12 protein-coding genes are annotated in these 15,416 nt (G+C 71.0%); 2 read left to right on the plus strand and 10 right to left on the minus strand.

What is annotated here, in order from left to right; genetic code table 11:
• Nucleotide 1: 1 nt before the first annotated feature.
• Nucleotides 2–1,435 (plus strand): peptidase dimerization domain-containing protein, encoded by a 1,434-nt coding sequence (locus tag IT355_08370; protein ID MCC7053272.1) that lies wholly within the window; start codon nt 2–4, stop codon nt 1,433–1,435.
• Nucleotides 1,436–1,723: 288 nt separating this feature from the next.
• Here the strand turns inward: IT355_08370 and IT355_08375 are convergent, their stop codons facing one another.
• The 7 genes from IT355_08375 to IT355_08405 form a co-directional block, all read right to left on the minus strand.
• Complete coding sequence (locus IT355_08375) at nt 1,724–2,683, minus strand: sugar phosphate isomerase/epimerase (protein MCC7053273.1); 960 nt, start codon at nt 2,681–2,683, stop codon at nt 1,724–1,726.
• 73 nt (nt 2,684–2,756) lie between these two features.
• The gene (locus tag IT355_08380; protein ID MCC7053274.1) at nt 2,757–3,680 is read right to left on the minus strand and encodes a sulfurtransferase; all 924 of its coding nucleotides are present in this window, start codon (nt 3,678–3,680) and stop codon (nt 2,757–2,759) included.
• Between the two features lie 89 nt (nt 3,681–3,769).
• Nucleotides 3,770–4,870, minus strand: coding sequence for a hypothetical protein (locus IT355_08385; protein MCC7053275.1), 1,101 nt, complete (start codon nt 4,868–4,870; stop codon nt 3,770–3,772).
• Nucleotides 4,871–4,961: 91 nt separating this feature from the next.
• Complete coding sequence (locus tag IT355_08390; GenBank protein MCC7053276.1) at nt 4,962–6,419, minus strand: M20/M25/M40 family metallo-hydrolase; 1,458 nt, start codon at nt 6,417–6,419, stop codon at nt 4,962–4,964.
• A 63-nt stretch (nt 6,420–6,482) separates the two neighbouring features.
• Nucleotides 6,483–7,955 carry a M48 family metalloprotease gene (locus IT355_08395; GenBank protein MCC7053277.1) on the minus strand — a complete coding sequence of 491 codons (1,473 nt, stop codon included), beginning with the start codon at nt 7,953–7,955 and terminating at the stop codon, nt 6,483–6,485.
• A gap of 99 nt (nt 7,956–8,054) precedes the next feature.
• Entirely contained in the window at nt 8,055–9,119 is a 1,065-nt protein-coding gene (locus tag IT355_08400; protein ID MCC7053278.1) for an ABC transporter permease, read from the minus strand.
• Entirely contained in the window at nt 9,119–10,072 is a 954-nt protein-coding gene (locus tag IT355_08405) for an ABC transporter ATP-binding protein (protein MCC7053279.1), read from the minus strand. Before IT355_08405 ends, IT355_08400 begins: the two co-directional genes overlap by 1 nt.
• A 132-nt stretch (nt 10,073–10,204) precedes the next feature.
• On the opposite strand from IT355_08405, the gene IT355_08410 reads away from it, so the two are divergent.
• Entirely contained in the window at nt 10,205–11,182 is a 978-nt protein-coding gene (locus IT355_08410) for an alpha/beta hydrolase (GenBank protein ID MCC7053280.1), read from the plus strand.
• Nucleotides 11,183–11,208: 26 nt separating this feature from the next.
• On the opposite strand, the gene IT355_08415 is transcribed toward IT355_08410, so the two are convergent.
• The 3 genes from IT355_08415 to IT355_08425 form a co-directional block, all read right to left on the minus strand.
• Nucleotides 11,209–12,882, minus strand: a complete 1,674-nt coding sequence (locus tag IT355_08415) for a beta-N-acetylhexosaminidase (protein MCC7053281.1) — start codon at nt 12,880–12,882, stop codon at nt 11,209–11,211.
• A gap of 54 nt (nt 12,883–12,936) precedes the next feature.
• Entirely contained in the window at nt 12,937–14,256 is a 1,320-nt protein-coding gene (locus IT355_08420; protein MCC7053282.1) for an alpha-L-fucosidase, read from the minus strand.
• Nucleotides 14,257–14,381: 125 nt separating this feature from the next.
• Nucleotides 14,382–15,386, minus strand: a complete 1,005-nt coding sequence (locus IT355_08425; GenBank protein MCC7053283.1) for an Ig-like domain-containing protein — start codon at nt 15,384–15,386, stop codon at nt 14,382–14,384.
• Between the last annotated feature and the right edge of the window lie 30 nt (nt 15,387–15,416).

A 15,416-nucleotide genomic window follows, 5' to 3' on the forward strand; every position in this document is an offset into this window, starting at 1 on the left:
GATGCGCCCGCTTCGTCCCCTCGTCCTGACCCTGCTGCTGGCCGCCGGCCCGCTGGCGGCGCAGGACACGCCCACCGAGCGTGCCGTCGCGCGCGACGTGCTGCAGAAGATGGCTGTCCTCCAGCGCACCGTGGACGTTGCCGGCTGGACCACGCGACTGGCCGCCCCCGATGCGGCCCGCGACCGCGTGGCGGCGCGTGCGAAGGCCCTCATGGACAGCGAGCTGCTCGCGATGGGTGACGACATCACCCGCCACCCCGAGATCGGCTTCAAGGAGGACCGGTCGGTGAAGATCCTCACCGACTGGCTCACGGCGCACGACTTCGAGGTGACGATGAACGCCGGCGGCTTCAGCACCGCGTTCGTCGCACGCAGCCGTCGCACCACCGGCGGCCCGGCCATGGGCATCGTGGTGGAGTACGACGCGCTCCGCGGCACGCAGGGCGACTATCACGGCGACCAGCACAGCACGCAGGGCCCCGTCGGCCTCGCCGCGGCACAGGCACTGGTGGAGTGGCTGGTCGCGACGAAGACGCCGGGTCAGGTGGTCGTGATCGGCACGCCGGCCGAGGAGATGATGCCGCCGCCGGCGAAGACCGTGATGCACGCCGCCCACGTGTTCGACGGCCTGGACGTGGTGGTGCGCAGTCACTCGAGCATGGCGACGCAACGTGCCGGCGCCGGCTTCGGCAGCTGCTGCCTGAACATCGACGGCGTGAAGTACACCTTCACCGGCGCCCCCGCGCACCAGATGACGCCGTGGGACGGCCGCAACGCACTCACGGCGGTGCGCCACCTGTTCAACAGCGTCGACGCGCTGCGCGGCAGCATGCGCCCCGAGGCCCGCATGCAGGGCATCATCACCGAGGGGGGCAAGGCGCCGAACGTCGTCCCCGACCGCGCCGTCGCCGACTTCTACATCCGCTATCCCGATGCGGTGTACCTGGCCCAGATGCGCCAGCTCATCGACGACGCCGCACGGGGCGCCGCCCTCGCGACCGGCACCCGCGTGCAGATCGAGACCTATGGCTCCATGCGCGATGGCATCAGCCTCGGCACGCTGAACGAGGCGGCCTTCGTGCACGTGAAGCGCTACGGCGGCGGCAAGGTGCAGGTGGAGCCCGGCAAGCCGCAGGGCTGGGAGGAGACCGGCAGCGTGTCGAGCGCGGTTCCAGGCGTCGGCCTCAGCGCCTGGACCTCCAACGGCGGCTACCACACCTACGAGATGCTGGAGGACGCCCTCGGTCCCGTCGGCCACGCCGGCTTCACCGTCGACGCACAGGCCATGGCGGCACTGCTCTACGACTTCGCCAGCAAGCCCGCCTTCCGCGCCGCGGTGAAGCAGGAATTCGAGGGCCTGAAGGGGCTCTACGAGGAGTACCAGGGCGCCCTCAAGGCCGCCTACACCCTGCCCGTCGTCCGCGATCCCAAGTAGCTGCTGGCCGCAACGGAAAAAGCAACGGAACAAGCAACGGCAAGAGCAACTGCTTCAACGCAAAGACGCAAAGGAACAGCGCAAAGGACGCAAAGAGGTCGGCCCGGAAGTCGACGGTCGCATCACGCGAGGCGTGAAGGAATTGAGGGGAACTGCGGTTGCACTTGCAGTTCCCCCAGCCTTTCCGATGCCCCTCGCCACACCGACAGTCGCATCACGCGCCGACCTCTTTGCGTCCTTGCGCTGTTCCTTTGCGCCTTTGCGTCAATGCAGTTGCAGTTGACGGACTCAGAGCCCAGCGATGAAGTCGTAGCTGCGCTTGAGCGCGACATCGGGGTTGGCGACGACATCCTGCTCCACGAAGTAGTGCGCGACGCCCGAGCGCCGCGCCTGCGCCACGATCGAGCGGAGGTCGAGCACCCCGTCGCCCGCGGTGGTCATGTACGGGAACAGCTCCACCCACTCGCCCGAATTGCCGCCGTTGCCGCGGAAGCGCTTCCGCTCCTTCATGTCCTTCAGGTGCAGCATCGTGTAGCGGCCCGGGTGCGCGCGCAGCAGCTCCACCGGGTCGGCGCCACCGGCCGCGGTCCAGTACACGTCCATCTCCAGGTACACCAGCGACGGGTCGGTGCGCTCCAACAGGAGCTGCAGCGGCACCTGCCCGTCCATCGGCGTCAGGCCGTAGCCGTGGTTGTGATAGGCGAACTTGAGCCCGTTCCGCTTCGCCTCCGCGCCGACGGCGTTCATCGCGTCGGCCATGCGCCGGTACGCATCCAGGTCCTGACGCAGCTCGTCGGGGATGGACGGCAGCACGACGTACTCGTACCCCACGTCGTGCGCCGCCTCCGCCAGCCGGCCCATGCCGCGCTGCAGCGTGAACCAGTCCGTGTGCGCGGAGGGGGCCTTCATGTGGTGCTCGTCGAGGATGGCGCGCACCTGGCGCCCCGTCATCCCGAAGAAGCCGCTCCCCGCGAACCCGACCTGCGGGATGATCTTCGCCCAGGCGTCGATGGCCGCCTGTTCGCTGAACGCGTACGGTCCGAACAGCTCCACCTCGCGGTAGCCCATGCCTGCCAGCATGGCGATGGTGCCGCGGAAGTCGGCTTCCAGCATTTTCGGCACCGAGAACAGCCCCAGCCCGACGTTGCGCAGGCGCGTCGGCGCCGGAACGAGGTGTCCGTCGAGGCGGGAGAGGCTGCCGGCGGCGGCGGCCGCAGCAGAAGTGAGCATGAACTGACGGCGATCCATGGGGACGGTCCAGCGCAGGTGAAAGGCCAGAAAACGGGACTGCGTGGACGTTACACCCGGGAACGCCGCCGGGTCACGGCTGCGCTGGCGCGCCCTCGACCGGCAGCGCCGGCGTGCGGCTCCAGGCCTGCCAGCTCCCGTCGAACACCCTGGCCTCGTAGCCGGCGAGACGGGCGTGGAGCCACAGCAGGCTCGCCTGCATCCCGGTGTGGCAGTAGGTGATCACCCGGTCACCGCCACGCGCACCGGCGCGCTCCAGCAGCGGCCGGACGGCGCGCGTCTCGCGCATCGCGCCGTTCACGCCGGTGAGCGACGTCAGCGGCACATTCCCGGCGCCGGGCACATGGCCCGCCCGCGGCATGCTGCCGGCGCTCGCCCCGGTGTAGAACTCCACCGCCCGGGCGTCCAGCACCTGGGTGCGTGGCGCGGTGCCAGGCGCCCCGGCCATCACCGCCTGCACATCGGCGATGGTCGCCACCCGCGACGCGTCGGGATGCAGCGTCAGCGTGGCCGGCGCGCGCGGCGTGCCGGCCGTGCGGGTCACCGGCAGCGTGCCACCTTCACGCCACGCCTCGATGCCGCCGTCCAGCACGGACACCTGAGACTCGAGGCCCAGTGCCGCCATGGTGAAGGCCAGCCGGGCCGCCGGCACCGCCACGCCGATCACCACCACGTGACGGCCGTCGGCCACGCCCACCGCCGTCAGCGCCGCCTGCAGCGCCCCCACCGTCGGCATCTCGTTCCGCAGCGAGTCGGCGCTCATCACGGCGTACGTGCCCACCGGCAGCGGCACCGAGCCGGGAATGTGCCCTGCGTCATACTCGGCGCGGTCCGTCACCACGTGCACCAGTACCAGGCTCGTGTCACCGAGCCGTTTCGCGAGCCACTGCCGGGTCACCAGCAGCGGCGCGCGGCGTGCCTGGGCACCGGCGGCGGACGGCGTACCCGTGGCGAGCAGGGCGAGCAGCAGTGGCAGCGACAGGACGCGAAGACGCATGGGAGCCGGGCGGGTTCGGAGTGGGGCGGAGGATACCGGCAGCAATATCGCGGCCGCCCTGCACCGGGCCAACGCCCGCCGCACAGGCGTCAGGGCGGGGTGACGACGAATGGCGACGACGCGAAGTTCATCACGCCCGACGGCAGCCCGGCGGGGTTGTAGTAGCTGCGGCGCGCCACGTCGAACTTCGATGGCTGCCACGCCGAGGGGCCCGCGTACATCAGGTCGGCGGGATCCACGATCGTGTGACCACCAAGGCCATGGTCCGCCGCGGACGTCGACACGCCGCCGAGCAGGTGGATCAGCTCGTGTGCCGCCACGAACTCGAGGTACCCCGGCGCGGCGGTCGGTACGGTCACGAAGCTGTTCTGGTCGCAGTTCCGGCCGCCGGCGATGGTGCCGTGCAGGTAGATCGCGGCGACCCGGCCCGGCAGCGCGGGTGGCCACGCGGCGCTCGCACACCGGTCGACGTGTCCACCCTCGTAGTAGACGAGATAGAGCTTCGTCGCACTCGCGGCGACGCCCGCCGCGACGAGGTCCTTCTCGATCGTGTCGCGGATGAACACGCCGTAGCCGCGGTACGTCGCGTCGGATCGCGGCAGCCGCACGAACTGCACGTCGGCGCCACCGTCGAACGTGTCGAGCCGGAAGTGGCGTCCCCCCGCCTGCGCCGACAGCCAGCGTTGCCACGACGACGCGGAGCGCTGGATCACCCCCGACGTGTCGCGCCCCTGATCCACGCCGTCGACCGGCAGCGCATAGAGCAGCTTGACCTGCGCCCCGCCGGCCTCGTCACTGCGATCACTCGTGCTCCGCGAGGCGATGGGAAGCGCGAACGCCACCGACGCCGTCGCGGCCCCACCGGCCGTCACCGGCGCGGTCACACTCCGCGGCGACGGCACGTGGCGCATCCCGGCATCCGCGATGTCGGTGGCCGCGACCGTGTACGCCCCGGGGGCAAGGCCGCTGAGCGTGGTCGAGCTCGTGAGCGAGCGCGCGAAGCCGCCCGGGCCGGTCACCTGCACCGCCGCCGCCAGGCCGCTCGCCGCCGCGACGGTGACCGTCAGCGAGCCGGTCGCAGCGGGAGGCGGGTTGGTGACGTCGCCGCCGTCACCACCGCCACATGCGGTGACGACGGCACCAAAAGCAGCGAACAGGGCGGTCGGGACACGACGCGGGACAGCGGACATCGGTGTGCTCCAGGCAGGGGAGGGAAGGTCTCTCCCATCGCACGCGCAGGATCGTCGCCGATTCCCTCACCCACTCCGCCGCGTGCGCCGGTCAGCCCCCGCGACGGCGCACCGCGCCTGCGCGCCTGCCGGGCTTCCCCGCCACGCTCACGATCGTGCGGTAGATCATCTCCGTCCCCTGCTGCAGCGAAGCCACGCTGACCCGCTCGTCGTTGCCGTGCATGCGGCGGAGCTCGTCGTTGGTGATCGGGTAGGGATAGATGCCGTAGACGGGGATGCCACGCGTGCGCCACGCCGCGGCATCGGTGCCGGCCTGGAACAGGTACGGCGTGACCTCGGCCGTCGGCCACTGCACCTTCGCCTCACGTGCCAGCGCCTGGTAGAGCTCCGTCTCCTGTCCCGACACCGGGATCGGCGCGGCCGGCGGGGCGTTCGAGGCCAGGCGTACCGTCACCCGCGGATCGTTCACCAGCCGCTCGATCAGGCGCACCATCTCGCGCGGATCGGTGCCCGGGATCAGCCGCAGGTTCAGCGTCGCCTCGGCCGAGCCGGGAATCACGTTGCTACGGAAGCCGCCGCTGATCAGCACCGGCGCGATGGTGTTGCGCATGATCGCATGCAGCAGCGGGTCCTGCGAGATCACGCTGTCCGCGCTGCGCACCTCAGCCGGTGATCCCTCCACCAGCTGGCGGAAGAGGCGCGCGGTGTCACCGGTGCTGGTGGTGGCCAGCGTGCGGAAGAACTGGCGGGATTCCGCCGTGAGCTGCACCGGCGACTCGTACGCCGCGATGCGCGCGACGGCACCACCGAGTGCCGCGATCGCGTTGTCGGGCAGCGGCATCGAGGAGTGCGTGGAGGTGCCCGTCGCCGTCAGCACCACGCCCGTGACCGACTTGTCGGCGGTCGAGATGCTCACGTACCGCACCCGGCCGGCGTCATCCTGGATCACCCAGCCGCCTTCGTTCAAGGCGAACTCGGCGTCCATCGAGGGCCAGTGGTCCCGCGCCAGCCACATCGTGTTCATCGGCGCCCCTTCCTCATCGGCCTCCGCGAGGAAGATGATGTCGCGCGACAGCGGCACCTTGCGCTCGGCGATGCGCAGCAGCGCCGTCACGAACACGGCCATGCCCCCCTTGAAGTCGATGGCACCGCGTCCGTAGACGTGCCCGTCGCGGATCTCGCCCGCGAACGGGTCCATGCTCCACTTCTCGCGCTCCACGCCCACCACGTCGGCATGGGCCGCCAGCAGTACCGGCTTGCGCGTGCCGTCGCCCTTCAGCCGGGCGATGAAGTGCACCTTCGCCGAGTCGGGGGTCGGAATGACCTCCACCGTGAAGCCTGCGGCGCGGAAGCGCGGCGCGAGCAGCTCCGCCAGGGCCTGCGTGCGGCCCGGCGGGTTGCTGGTGTTGATGCGGATCAGCTCCGCCAGCAGGGCGGCCGTGGGATCGACGGGCGTACCCTGCGCGGCCACCCGCGCCGGCCGCGCGAGCAGCAGGCCGGCGAGGGGCAGGATCACCAGCGACAGCGCGCGACGCGGCAGGCGGGACATCGATGTGCACCGGGGAGGGTGGGGCTGCACGAACGCGCCGGCGGCATCGCCGGCGCTACCGCACTACTGCACGACCACCCGCTTCACCAGCGTGCCGGCCGGGATCACCTGGGCCGGATCCATCGCGTTGATCAGCGCCAGCTGCGCGATCGGGATCACCGACGGATACTGCTGGTTGAACTGCGTGAGCGACATCGCCGAGGGCAGCTGCACGATGCGCACGCGCTGCGGCGTGACCGTCAGCAGGCGCGGGTCGGTGACGCGCTGGAACGAGCCGATGACGTTGCGGAACACCCCGTCATACTGCTGGATCGACTGCTGCAGCGTGATCGCGAGCAGCTGGTACGTGATGCCGTCCTGCTGGATGTAGGCCACGTAGCCGGCGAGCACCTTGCCGTCCTGCGTCTGCGCCGCGAACTGTCCGATCGCCGCCGTGTTGCCGTTGATCGGGTTGGTGTAGACCTGGCCCGCCCGCACTCCCTGCTGCTGCAGGAACTTCTGCAGCGCCGCCTGCGGGGCCACGTTGCCGGCGAGGGTCAGCGCCACCTGCGCATCACCCTGCGCGCTGGCCCCGATCACCTGCTCCGCCGAGTTCTGCGTGCGCCAGCCGGTCGGGAAGTCGAACCGGAACTGCATCGTCGGCTGGATGAACGTCGTCTGCTGGAAGTAGCCGGCGCGTGGATCCTCGCCGAAGATCATGCCGTCGATGCGGCGCAGGTACACGTCGCGATTGATCGTGGAGCCGGTGAACGACCGGCCCGCGGCCGCCATCCGCTGCGCCGTCTTCTCGACGCGGTTGCCCGGGTCGGGATGGGTGCTGAGCCACTCCGGCGTGCCACGCGCGCCTGCGCCACCCGACACCCGCTGCAGCGTCTTGAACATCTCGGCCATCTCGGTCGGCGCATAGTTCTTGGCCGTCATGTAGCGGAAGCCCAGCTCGTCGGCCTGGATCTCGTCGTCGCGGCTGAACTTCAGGAACAGGACACCCAGGCCCTGCGACGCCACGTCGCCGAACTGCTGCAGCTCCGGCTTCAGCACCATCGCGCCGATCAGGCCGATCTGCAGGATCTGCTGCTTGGACATCTGGCTCACGGAGTGCTTGGCCGTGACGTGGCCGGCCTCGTGGCCCAGCACCGACACCAGCTGCGCCTCGGAGTTCATGTGTGCGAGGATGCCGCGCGACACGAACACCGGCCCGCCGGGCAGCGCGAAGGCGTTCACGATCGGGTCATCGACCACCGAGAAGCTCCAGGGCAGATCGGGGCGCTCGGAGCTCTTCGCGATGCTGAGCCCGAGGCCGGACACGTAGCGCTGCAGCCCCGAGTCAGGATAGATGCCCATCTGCGCGGCGGCGGCCTTCGCCCCCTCCTGACCCATGGCGATCTCCTGCCCCTGGGGAATGAGCGAGAGTTCACGGCGCCCGGTGGCGGGGTTGGTGGCGCAGCCGGTGGCGGCGACGGACAGTGCCGCCCCGAGCGCCAGGCGACGGGCCAGGCGCGGGGCGGCGGACAATGGAAGCAGAATGCGCAAAGGCATGGCAGGTTCAGTTGAGGTCGGCGACGCCGAGTCCAGGAGGGCACCAGCACCGGTGCTACCCCAAATCTGAACCGGGGGGCGCCGATCCGCCCACCGCCCTCACTGCCAGCGGAAGATCCGCAGCGCCACCGCCAGCCCGACCACCAGGTAGGCCAGCAGCAGCAGGAGCTGCGGCAGCACCGCACCCAGCCCCGCCCCCTGCAGCATGATCGCCCGCAGCCCGTTCACCAGCGCCGTCAGTGGCAGTGCCTGCACCACGGGCTGGATCGCGGCCGGGAAGTTGCTCGCCGAGAAGAACACGCCCGAGAAGATCCACATCGGCATCATCACCAGGTTTGTGATGCCGGACACCCCCTCGATCGTGCGTGACCGGGACGACACCAGCAGCCCGATGGCCCCGAACGCTGCCGCCCCGACGAAGGCCACCAGCAGCAGCGTCGGCAGCGCCCCGCGGATCGGCACGTCCAGCACCAGCGCCCCGAACCCCAGCAGCACCGCGACCTCGAGCCCCAGGAACACCAGCCGCGAGAGCACGAACGAGAGCAGGTACTCGAGGCGGGACATCGGCGTCGCGGCCAGCCGCTTCAGCAGTTTCTTGTTCCGCTGCGTCACGATGCCGAACGCCAGGCTCCAGATGCTGCTGCCCATGATGTTCATGCCGAGCAGCCCGGGCAGGAAGAAGTCGATGTAGCGCGAGCCCCGCTCACGCACCGTGACCTCCGTGACCGGCACCACGTCGGCGCGCCCGCGCGCCCGCTGCAGGATGTCGTCCGTGAGCTCGCGTGCGGCGCGGCCCTCGGGACGCGTGGGATCGTAGCGATACTCCACGCCACCGCCGGCCGTGGTGCCCACCACCAGCGCCGCGGTGCCGGTGCGCAGCACGTCACCGGCGCTGTCTCCGGGAATCACCCGCGCGCGCAGCCGGTTCCCGGTGTCGGCGGCGGCGGCGGTCAGCGCCGCCAGCGTGCGCTGCGCGTCACTGTCGGCCGGTGCCGCCGCCACCAGCGCGATCACTGACTCCTCGGGTGCCTTGTCGCGGAAGGCGATCGCGAGCCCGCCCGCCAGCAGCAGCGGGAACACGAACGTCCAGAACACGGCCTCCGGCTCGCGGATGAACTCGCGGAAGCGCGTCAGCGTGAGCTGGTGCAGCGAGGCGAGGCGCATCAGGCGTCCCTCAGGTCGCGACCGGTGAGCGACACGAACACATCCTCGAGCGTCGCACTGTGCGTGCTCAGCTCCTGCCACTGCACGCCGTGCCCCGCGGCCAGCGCCAGCAGCGACGGCAGCACGGCCTGCACCGAACCGGCACGGAGCTCGTAGCCGCTCTCGGTCTCGCGGCCACTCGTCACGTCCGGAAGCGCCAGCAGCTCAGGCAGCGGAATGGGGTGCACCGACGCCGCCTGCTCACTCGTGCCGAGACGGATGACGTGGTCGGCGCCGAGCGAGGCGATCAATTGGCGCGGCGAGCCGAGCGCGATCACCCGGCCGTGGTCCACGATGGCGATGTCGTCACAGAGGCGGTCGGCTTCGTCCATGTAGTGGGTGGTGAGCACGATCGTGCGGCCATCGCGCTTGAGGTCCTCCACCAGCGTCCAGAGCTGCCGCCGCGACTGCGGATCGAGGCCGGTGGTCGGCTCGTCGAGGAAGAGCAGCGCCGGGTCGCCCACCAGCGCGCAGGCCAGCGCCAGCCGCTGCTTCTGGCCGCCGGACAAACCGCCCACCCGCGCGCCGCGCTTCTCCCCGAGCTGCACGAGGTCGATCACGTCGGCCACCGTGCGTCCGCGCTCGTAGAAGCTGCGGAAGAGTGTCACCGTCTCCAGCACGGTCAGCTTCTCGGCCAGCTGCGTTTCCTGCAGCTGCATGCCCACCTGGCTGCGCAACCACTGCGGGTCGCGGTCCCAGGTGCGGCCGAGCACGCGCACCGTGCCCGCGTCGGGCGTGGTGAGCCCCTCGCAGATCTCGATCGTGGTGGTCTTGCCGGCACCGTTCGGGCCGAGCAGGCCGAAGCACTGGCCGGTGGGCACGCGCAGGTCGAGGCCATTCACGGCGTGCACGTCTCCGTACGACTTCCGGAGACCGATGACTTCGAGGGCGAGTTCGGCGTGCGACATCGTCACGGGGGGGCGGGGATGGGCAACAGGACCGGAAACCTACGCCGGGGCCCCCAGCGGTGGCGATCCCGCGCGCGCACCACGTAACCTTCGCGCGGCGTGGGACATCAGGGCACCGCACATTGCACCCGACGACAGATGCGCACTGCACGACGGATCGGGCCGCTTTCAATCGCACCCTTCGTGCTGCTGCTGGCGGGGCAGCTCCCGGGCCAGCGTCCCGGTGCGCCACCCGTCGACCTCCCGCTCTACACGGGTGTGCTGCCGGGGGCACCGCGGTCGACGCAGCCGGAGGTGTTCACGCCCGCCACCGCCGCCGATCCCATCGCCATCGTCCGGCACGTGCAGGAGCCCTCGGTGCGCGTCTTCCTGCCGCCGCGCGCCCGTGCCAACGGCAGCGCGATCGTGATCTATCCCGGCGGCGGGTACGGCGTGCTCGCCATCGAGCACGAGGGGTGGCAGGAGGCGCGGTGGCTCAACCGGCACGGCATCGCGGCGATCGTGGTCAAGTACCGCGTGTCGGATCGCGAGACGGCGGCCTACGGATTCCCCGTGCCACTGCTCGACGCGCGCCAGGCGCTTCGCCTCACCCGTGCCAACGCGGCCGCGTGGAACATCGACGCCCATCGCATCGGCGTGATGGGGTTCTCCGCCGGCGGGCACCTCGCGAGCATGATGCTGACCCTCGCCGACGAGGTGCTGCCGGGTGAGCGGCGCGACGGTGTTGGCGCCGTGAGCGCAACCCCGGACTTCGGCGTGCTCGTGTATCCCGTCATCAGCATGCACGAACCGTGGGGACACCGCGGCTCCGCCGACAACCTCCTCCCCACCCTCGCCGTGCCGCAGCGCGCGCGCTACTCCACCAACCTGCGCGTCACCGACTCCACCCCGCCCACCATCCTCATCGCCACCCAGGATGACGACGCGGTGCCTCCGCAGAACGCCATCGCCTTCCACCAGGCGATGATCGCGCACCACGTACCCGGCGAGCTGCACATCTGGGAGAAGGGCGGCCACGGCTTCGGCATGCTCGACGGCCGGCCACCGGTTGCCCGGGCGTGGCTGCCGGTGACGCTGGCCTGGCTCGCCGGCCGCGGCCTTCTCGCCAACCGCTGACACTCGCCGCCGAGCGCGCCCGTGCGCTACTGCCGGATGACCGTCGACTCCGGCTTGCGGTACTTCACGTCCATTGCCTCATAGCGCTGCAGCTGCGCCGGGAGCCGCTGCATGAAGTCGGCGAAGTCCTTCCGCGCCGGCGCCGTCCACAGCACCTCCGCCAGGGCGCTCATGCGCGGGAACGCCATGTACTCCAGCGCCTTGGGGTCGGGGATGTACTCCGTCCAGAGCTGCGCCTGCGCGCCGAGGATGTGGCGCGCCTGGGCGGCGGTCAGCTCCCGCGGCACGGGTTCGAACGAGTACACGGTGTCGATCGGGAGGAATCCGCCGATCGACAGCGGCTCCGCCGCCTTGTCCTGCGACTGCAGGTGGTCGAAGTAGGTGTGGCTGCCCGGCGCCATGATCACGTCGTGGTTCGCCTGCGCCGCCGCGATCCCGCCGTCGGTCCCGCGCCACGACATCACCGTCGCGTTCTCGGCCAGCCCGCCCTCGAGGATCTCGTCCCACCCGATCAGCCGGCGTCCGTGCGTCGTCAGGAAGGTGTCCATCTGCCGGATGAACCAGCTCTGCATCTCGTGCTCGTCCTTCAGGCCGAGTGCCCGGATGCGCGCCTGCACCTCGGCGCTCGCCTGCCACTGCGACTTTCCCGCCTCGTCGCCACCGATGTGGATGAACCGTGACGGGAAGAGCCCCATCACCTCGGTCAGCACGTCCTGCATGAACCGCACGGTGGCGTCGGTCGGGTTGAGGATCACGTCGCTCGTCCCCCACACCTGGAACACCTCCACCGAGGTGTCACGCCGCACGCCCAGCTCCGGATAGGCGGCGATGGCGGCCTGCGCATGCCCCGGCATCTCGATTTCCGGCACCACCGTCACGAACCGCGCCGCCGCATACGCCACCACCTCGCGCACATCGTCCTGCGTGTAGAACCCGCAGTGCGGCACCTTGTCGAACACACGCTTCGCCGGGTCGGCCACGAACGGGCCCACCAGCGTCTGTGCGCGGCACGACCCGACGGAGGTGAGGCGCGGGTACTTGCGGATCTCGATCCGCCAGCCCTGGTCCTCGGTCAGGTGCCAGTGGAAGGTGTTCATCCTCATGTGCGCGAGCTGGTCGATGTACTTCAGCACGAATTCCTTCGGCATGAAGTGGCGCCCCGCATCGAGGTGCGCCCCGCGCCACGTGAATCGCGGCGTGTCCTCGATGTGCACGGCCGGTGCGCTCCATGTCGTCGCGCCGCTCGATGCGGCGCGGTAGATCGACGGCGGCAGCAGCTGGCGCAGCGTGCCGAGCCCGTAGAACGCACCGGCCGGTGCCGCCGCGCGCACCGTCACCCCGGCCGGCGTCACGTCCAGCTGGTACCCCTCGGCGCCAAGGGTCGTGGCGAGGGCACCGCGGGCGCGCAGGAGCCGGATGCTGCCCGCGCCACCGCCGGTGGCCGACGGCACCACGGCCAGCGTGAACCCCGTCGGCCCCTCGATGTCCCGCACGAACCGCCGCGCCACCGCCGCGAACGACGGGTCGGCACGGAGCACCGTGCGCGCCGTGATCGTGAAGCGCCCACTCGCCGGCGTGAGCACCGCCGGACGCGGGATCACGGGATAGGTGGCAGGATCGGCGGCGTGCTGTGCCCGCAGCGGCGTGACGGAGAGGACGAGCAGCAGCGCCGCGACGGGCGCGACAATCGAACGGGCCATGGCGTCGGGATGGGCGAGGGTGTGCCCCAATCTCTGGCGGCGTGTGGTGCGACGCTACCGCGCCAGCACCAGCGCCACCACCTGGTCCGGTGAATTTGCGTCGCGGCGCGGGAGTGTGAGCGTCAGCGCGCCGGCCGTCGCACTGACCGACACCGCTGCCCCGCCGTCCAGCAGGAACGCCCGCACCACCCGTCGCGGCAAGGCCGGCAGCGCCACCACCGCATCGGCGCCGTGCAGCAGGTGCACGTACACCGTGTCACCCTGCTGCGTCGTCACGCCCCACGGCCGTGGCGTGAGTGGCCCGCCGCGCGTGCCGCGGATCGAGGCGCCGTTCACCTGCATCCACGCCCCCATCGCCGCCAGCCGCGCCAGCGACGAATCGGGGATCGTGCCGTCGGGACGCGGCCCCACGTTCAGCAGAAAGTTCGTGTTGCGCCCTGCCGCCTCCACCATGCTGCGGATCAGCTGCGTGGGCGACTTCCAGTTGCGATCCGTGAGCCGGAAGCCCCACGAGTCGTTCATCGTCTCCGACATCTCGAGCGGCAGCGCGCCGATCTCGGTGGTGTTGAACCCCTGCCCGTTCGCACCGGGCAGGTCGCGCTCGAAGGTCTGCACATCCTCGCCGGGACGCGGCAGCTCGTGGTTGTTGGGGATGATCAGTGCCGCCGGCTGCAGGCGATGGATCAGCGCGTAGGTCTGCCCGAGCCGCCAGTCGGTCTTCGGCTGGTCCCACACGCCATCGAACCAGATGCCGCCGATGGGCCCGTAGTTCGTGAGCAGCTCCGTGAGCTGCGCATCCATGTAGTCCAGGTAGCGCGGGAAGCTCCCCGACTCCGGGCGCCCCGCCGTCAGCCCCGTCTGGCCGCGCGGGAAGAAGTCGGGATGGTGCCAGTCGAGCTGCGAGTAGTAGAGGAAGAGCTTCAGCCCCTCGCGCGCGCAGGCGTCCGCCAGCTCCTTCACCACGTCGCGCGCGAAGGGCGACCGCTTCACGATGGTGTAGTCCGAGACCTTCGAGTCCCAGAGCGCGATGCCATCGTGGTGCTTCGTGATGAGCGTGATGTACTGCATGCCCGCGCCCTTCGCCGCGCGCACCCACGCCGCTGCATCGAAGCGCACGGGGTTGAACAGCGGCACCAGGCTCTCGTACTCCGCCGCGCGGATGCCGCGGTTGTTCATCACCCACTCGCCGTCCTGCAGCACCGACGACGGGCCCCAGTGGATGAACATCCCGAGCTTCGCATCCTGGTACCAGGTGCGCGCGGCGAGGTTGGCGGCCGAGGGTGTGTAGGCCGGCATGGCACTGGCCGGCTGGGCGCCGGCGACGCGGGCGACGAGGCAGGCCGCTGCGGCAGCGAGTCTGATGACGAGGCGCACGGGACGTGGTGCGAGGGGAGTCGCGCAGGGATGGGTGGGCACGTCCGCCGAATATCGGGGCGGGCACACGATCGGGCCACCAGTCCGCTGCCGCGCGCCGGCCGCGCGTCCGTCCCGTGCCGGCGCTACTTGCTCCCGCCGGGTGTCTTGTTCCCGCCCGGCACCAAGGTGCGGTGCACCACCGGCACCACCAGCACGCCGCGACCACCGGCCGCGTCGGTCGCGGTGATCACCAGCGCCAGCGGCCCGCCCACCAGCGTCGAGAGGTCCGCCGTCACCACCCACGTCGGCTGCGACACCGCCGGCCCATTCGAGACCATCCGGACGATCATCGGGTACGAGCGCCCCGAGATCGTGAGCACCACCGAGTCGAGCGGCTGCACCGACCGCACCGTGGCGATGAGGTTGACCGAGTCGCCCACCTCGGCACCCGGCAGCGGCTGCGAGACGGCGAGCTCGATGCCCGGGTCGAGGGCCGATCGCACCGTGATGGCGCTGGCGGTGCGCTGTCCCTCGCTGGCCGCCTCGATGATGGCCGTGCCCGCGCTGCGCGCGGTGATGGTGCCGTCGGCGGCCACGAGGGCGATCGACTCGTCGCTGCTGCTGAAGGTGACCTCGCGATCCGCGAGCAGCGTGCCCGCAAAGTCGCGCAGCGCCACGTCGAGCCGCTGCGTGCTGCCCACATCCAGCGCCTGCGCGGTGGGCGTGAGCGCGATGCTCGCCACCGGGAGCGGTCCGGGTGGCGGCGGCAGCACCAGCAGCGTGCGGGCGCCCTCCACCTGGCCGACCTTGGCGCGGATCACCGTCGTGCCCGTGGCACGCGCCAGGATCGTCCCCCCCGACGTGATCGTCGCCACGGCGGGGTTGCTCGAGGTCCATTCCACGAGCCCCACCGTCATCGCCTGCGCCTTCTCGTCCGCCGCCACCACCGTCGCGGTCACGGTGAGGCTCGCCTGGACGGTGTCCTGCGGCAGCACCACCGCGAGGGTGGTCAGCACCGGGAGGGCGGGTCGCTGGACCACCGGGGCCGTGGGGACGGTCGAGCCGCCACCGCCGCCGCCGCAGCCGGCGGCGAGCGCCAGGGTGAGGCAGAGGATGGACAGACGGGCCAGGGGCGGGAGGCGGCGCATGTGTCGAATCTGGCGACACCGGCGCCGTCG

Source organism: Gemmatimonadaceae bacterium (assembly GCA_020851035.1).
Taxonomy (GTDB): domain Bacteria; phylum Gemmatimonadota; class Gemmatimonadetes; order Gemmatimonadales; family Gemmatimonadaceae; genus JACMLX01.

Coding starts and splice junctions, on each gene's coding strand:
- IT355_08415 (MCC7053281.1), bottom strand. CDS start 12,882: ATGGCCCGTTCGATTGTCGCGCCCGTCGCGGCGCTGCTGCTCGTCCTC.
- IT355_08375 (MCC7053273.1), bottom strand. CDS start 2,683: ATGGATCGCCGTCAGTTCATGCTCACTTCTGCTGCGGCCGCCGCCGCC.
- IT355_08410 (MCC7053280.1), top strand. CDS start 10,205: ATGCGCACTGCACGACGGATCGGGCCGCTTTCAATCGCACCCTTCGTG.
- IT355_08390 (MCC7053276.1), bottom strand. CDS start 6,419: ATGTCCCGCCTGCCGCGTCGCGCGCTGTCGCTGGTGATCCTGCCCCTC.
- IT355_08385 (MCC7053275.1), bottom strand. CDS start 4,870: ATGTCCGCTGTCCCGCGTCGTGTCCCGACCGCCCTGTTCGCTGCTTTT.
- IT355_08380 (MCC7053274.1), bottom strand. CDS start 3,680: ATGCGTCTTCGCGTCCTGTCGCTGCCACTGCTGCTCGCCCTGCTCGCC.
- IT355_08370 (MCC7053272.1), top strand. CDS start 2: ATGCGCCCGCTTCGTCCCCTCGTCCTGACCCTGCTGCTGGCCGCCGGC.
- IT355_08400 (MCC7053278.1), bottom strand. CDS start 9,119: ATGCGCCTCGCCTCGCTGCACCAGCTCACGCTGACGCGCTTCCGCGAG.
- IT355_08395 (MCC7053277.1), bottom strand. CDS start 7,955: ATGCCTTTGCGCATTCTGCTTCCATTGTCCGCCGCCCCGCGCCTGGCC.
- IT355_08425 (MCC7053283.1), bottom strand. CDS start 15,386: ATGCGCCGCCTCCCGCCCCTGGCCCGTCTGTCCATCCTCTGCCTCACC.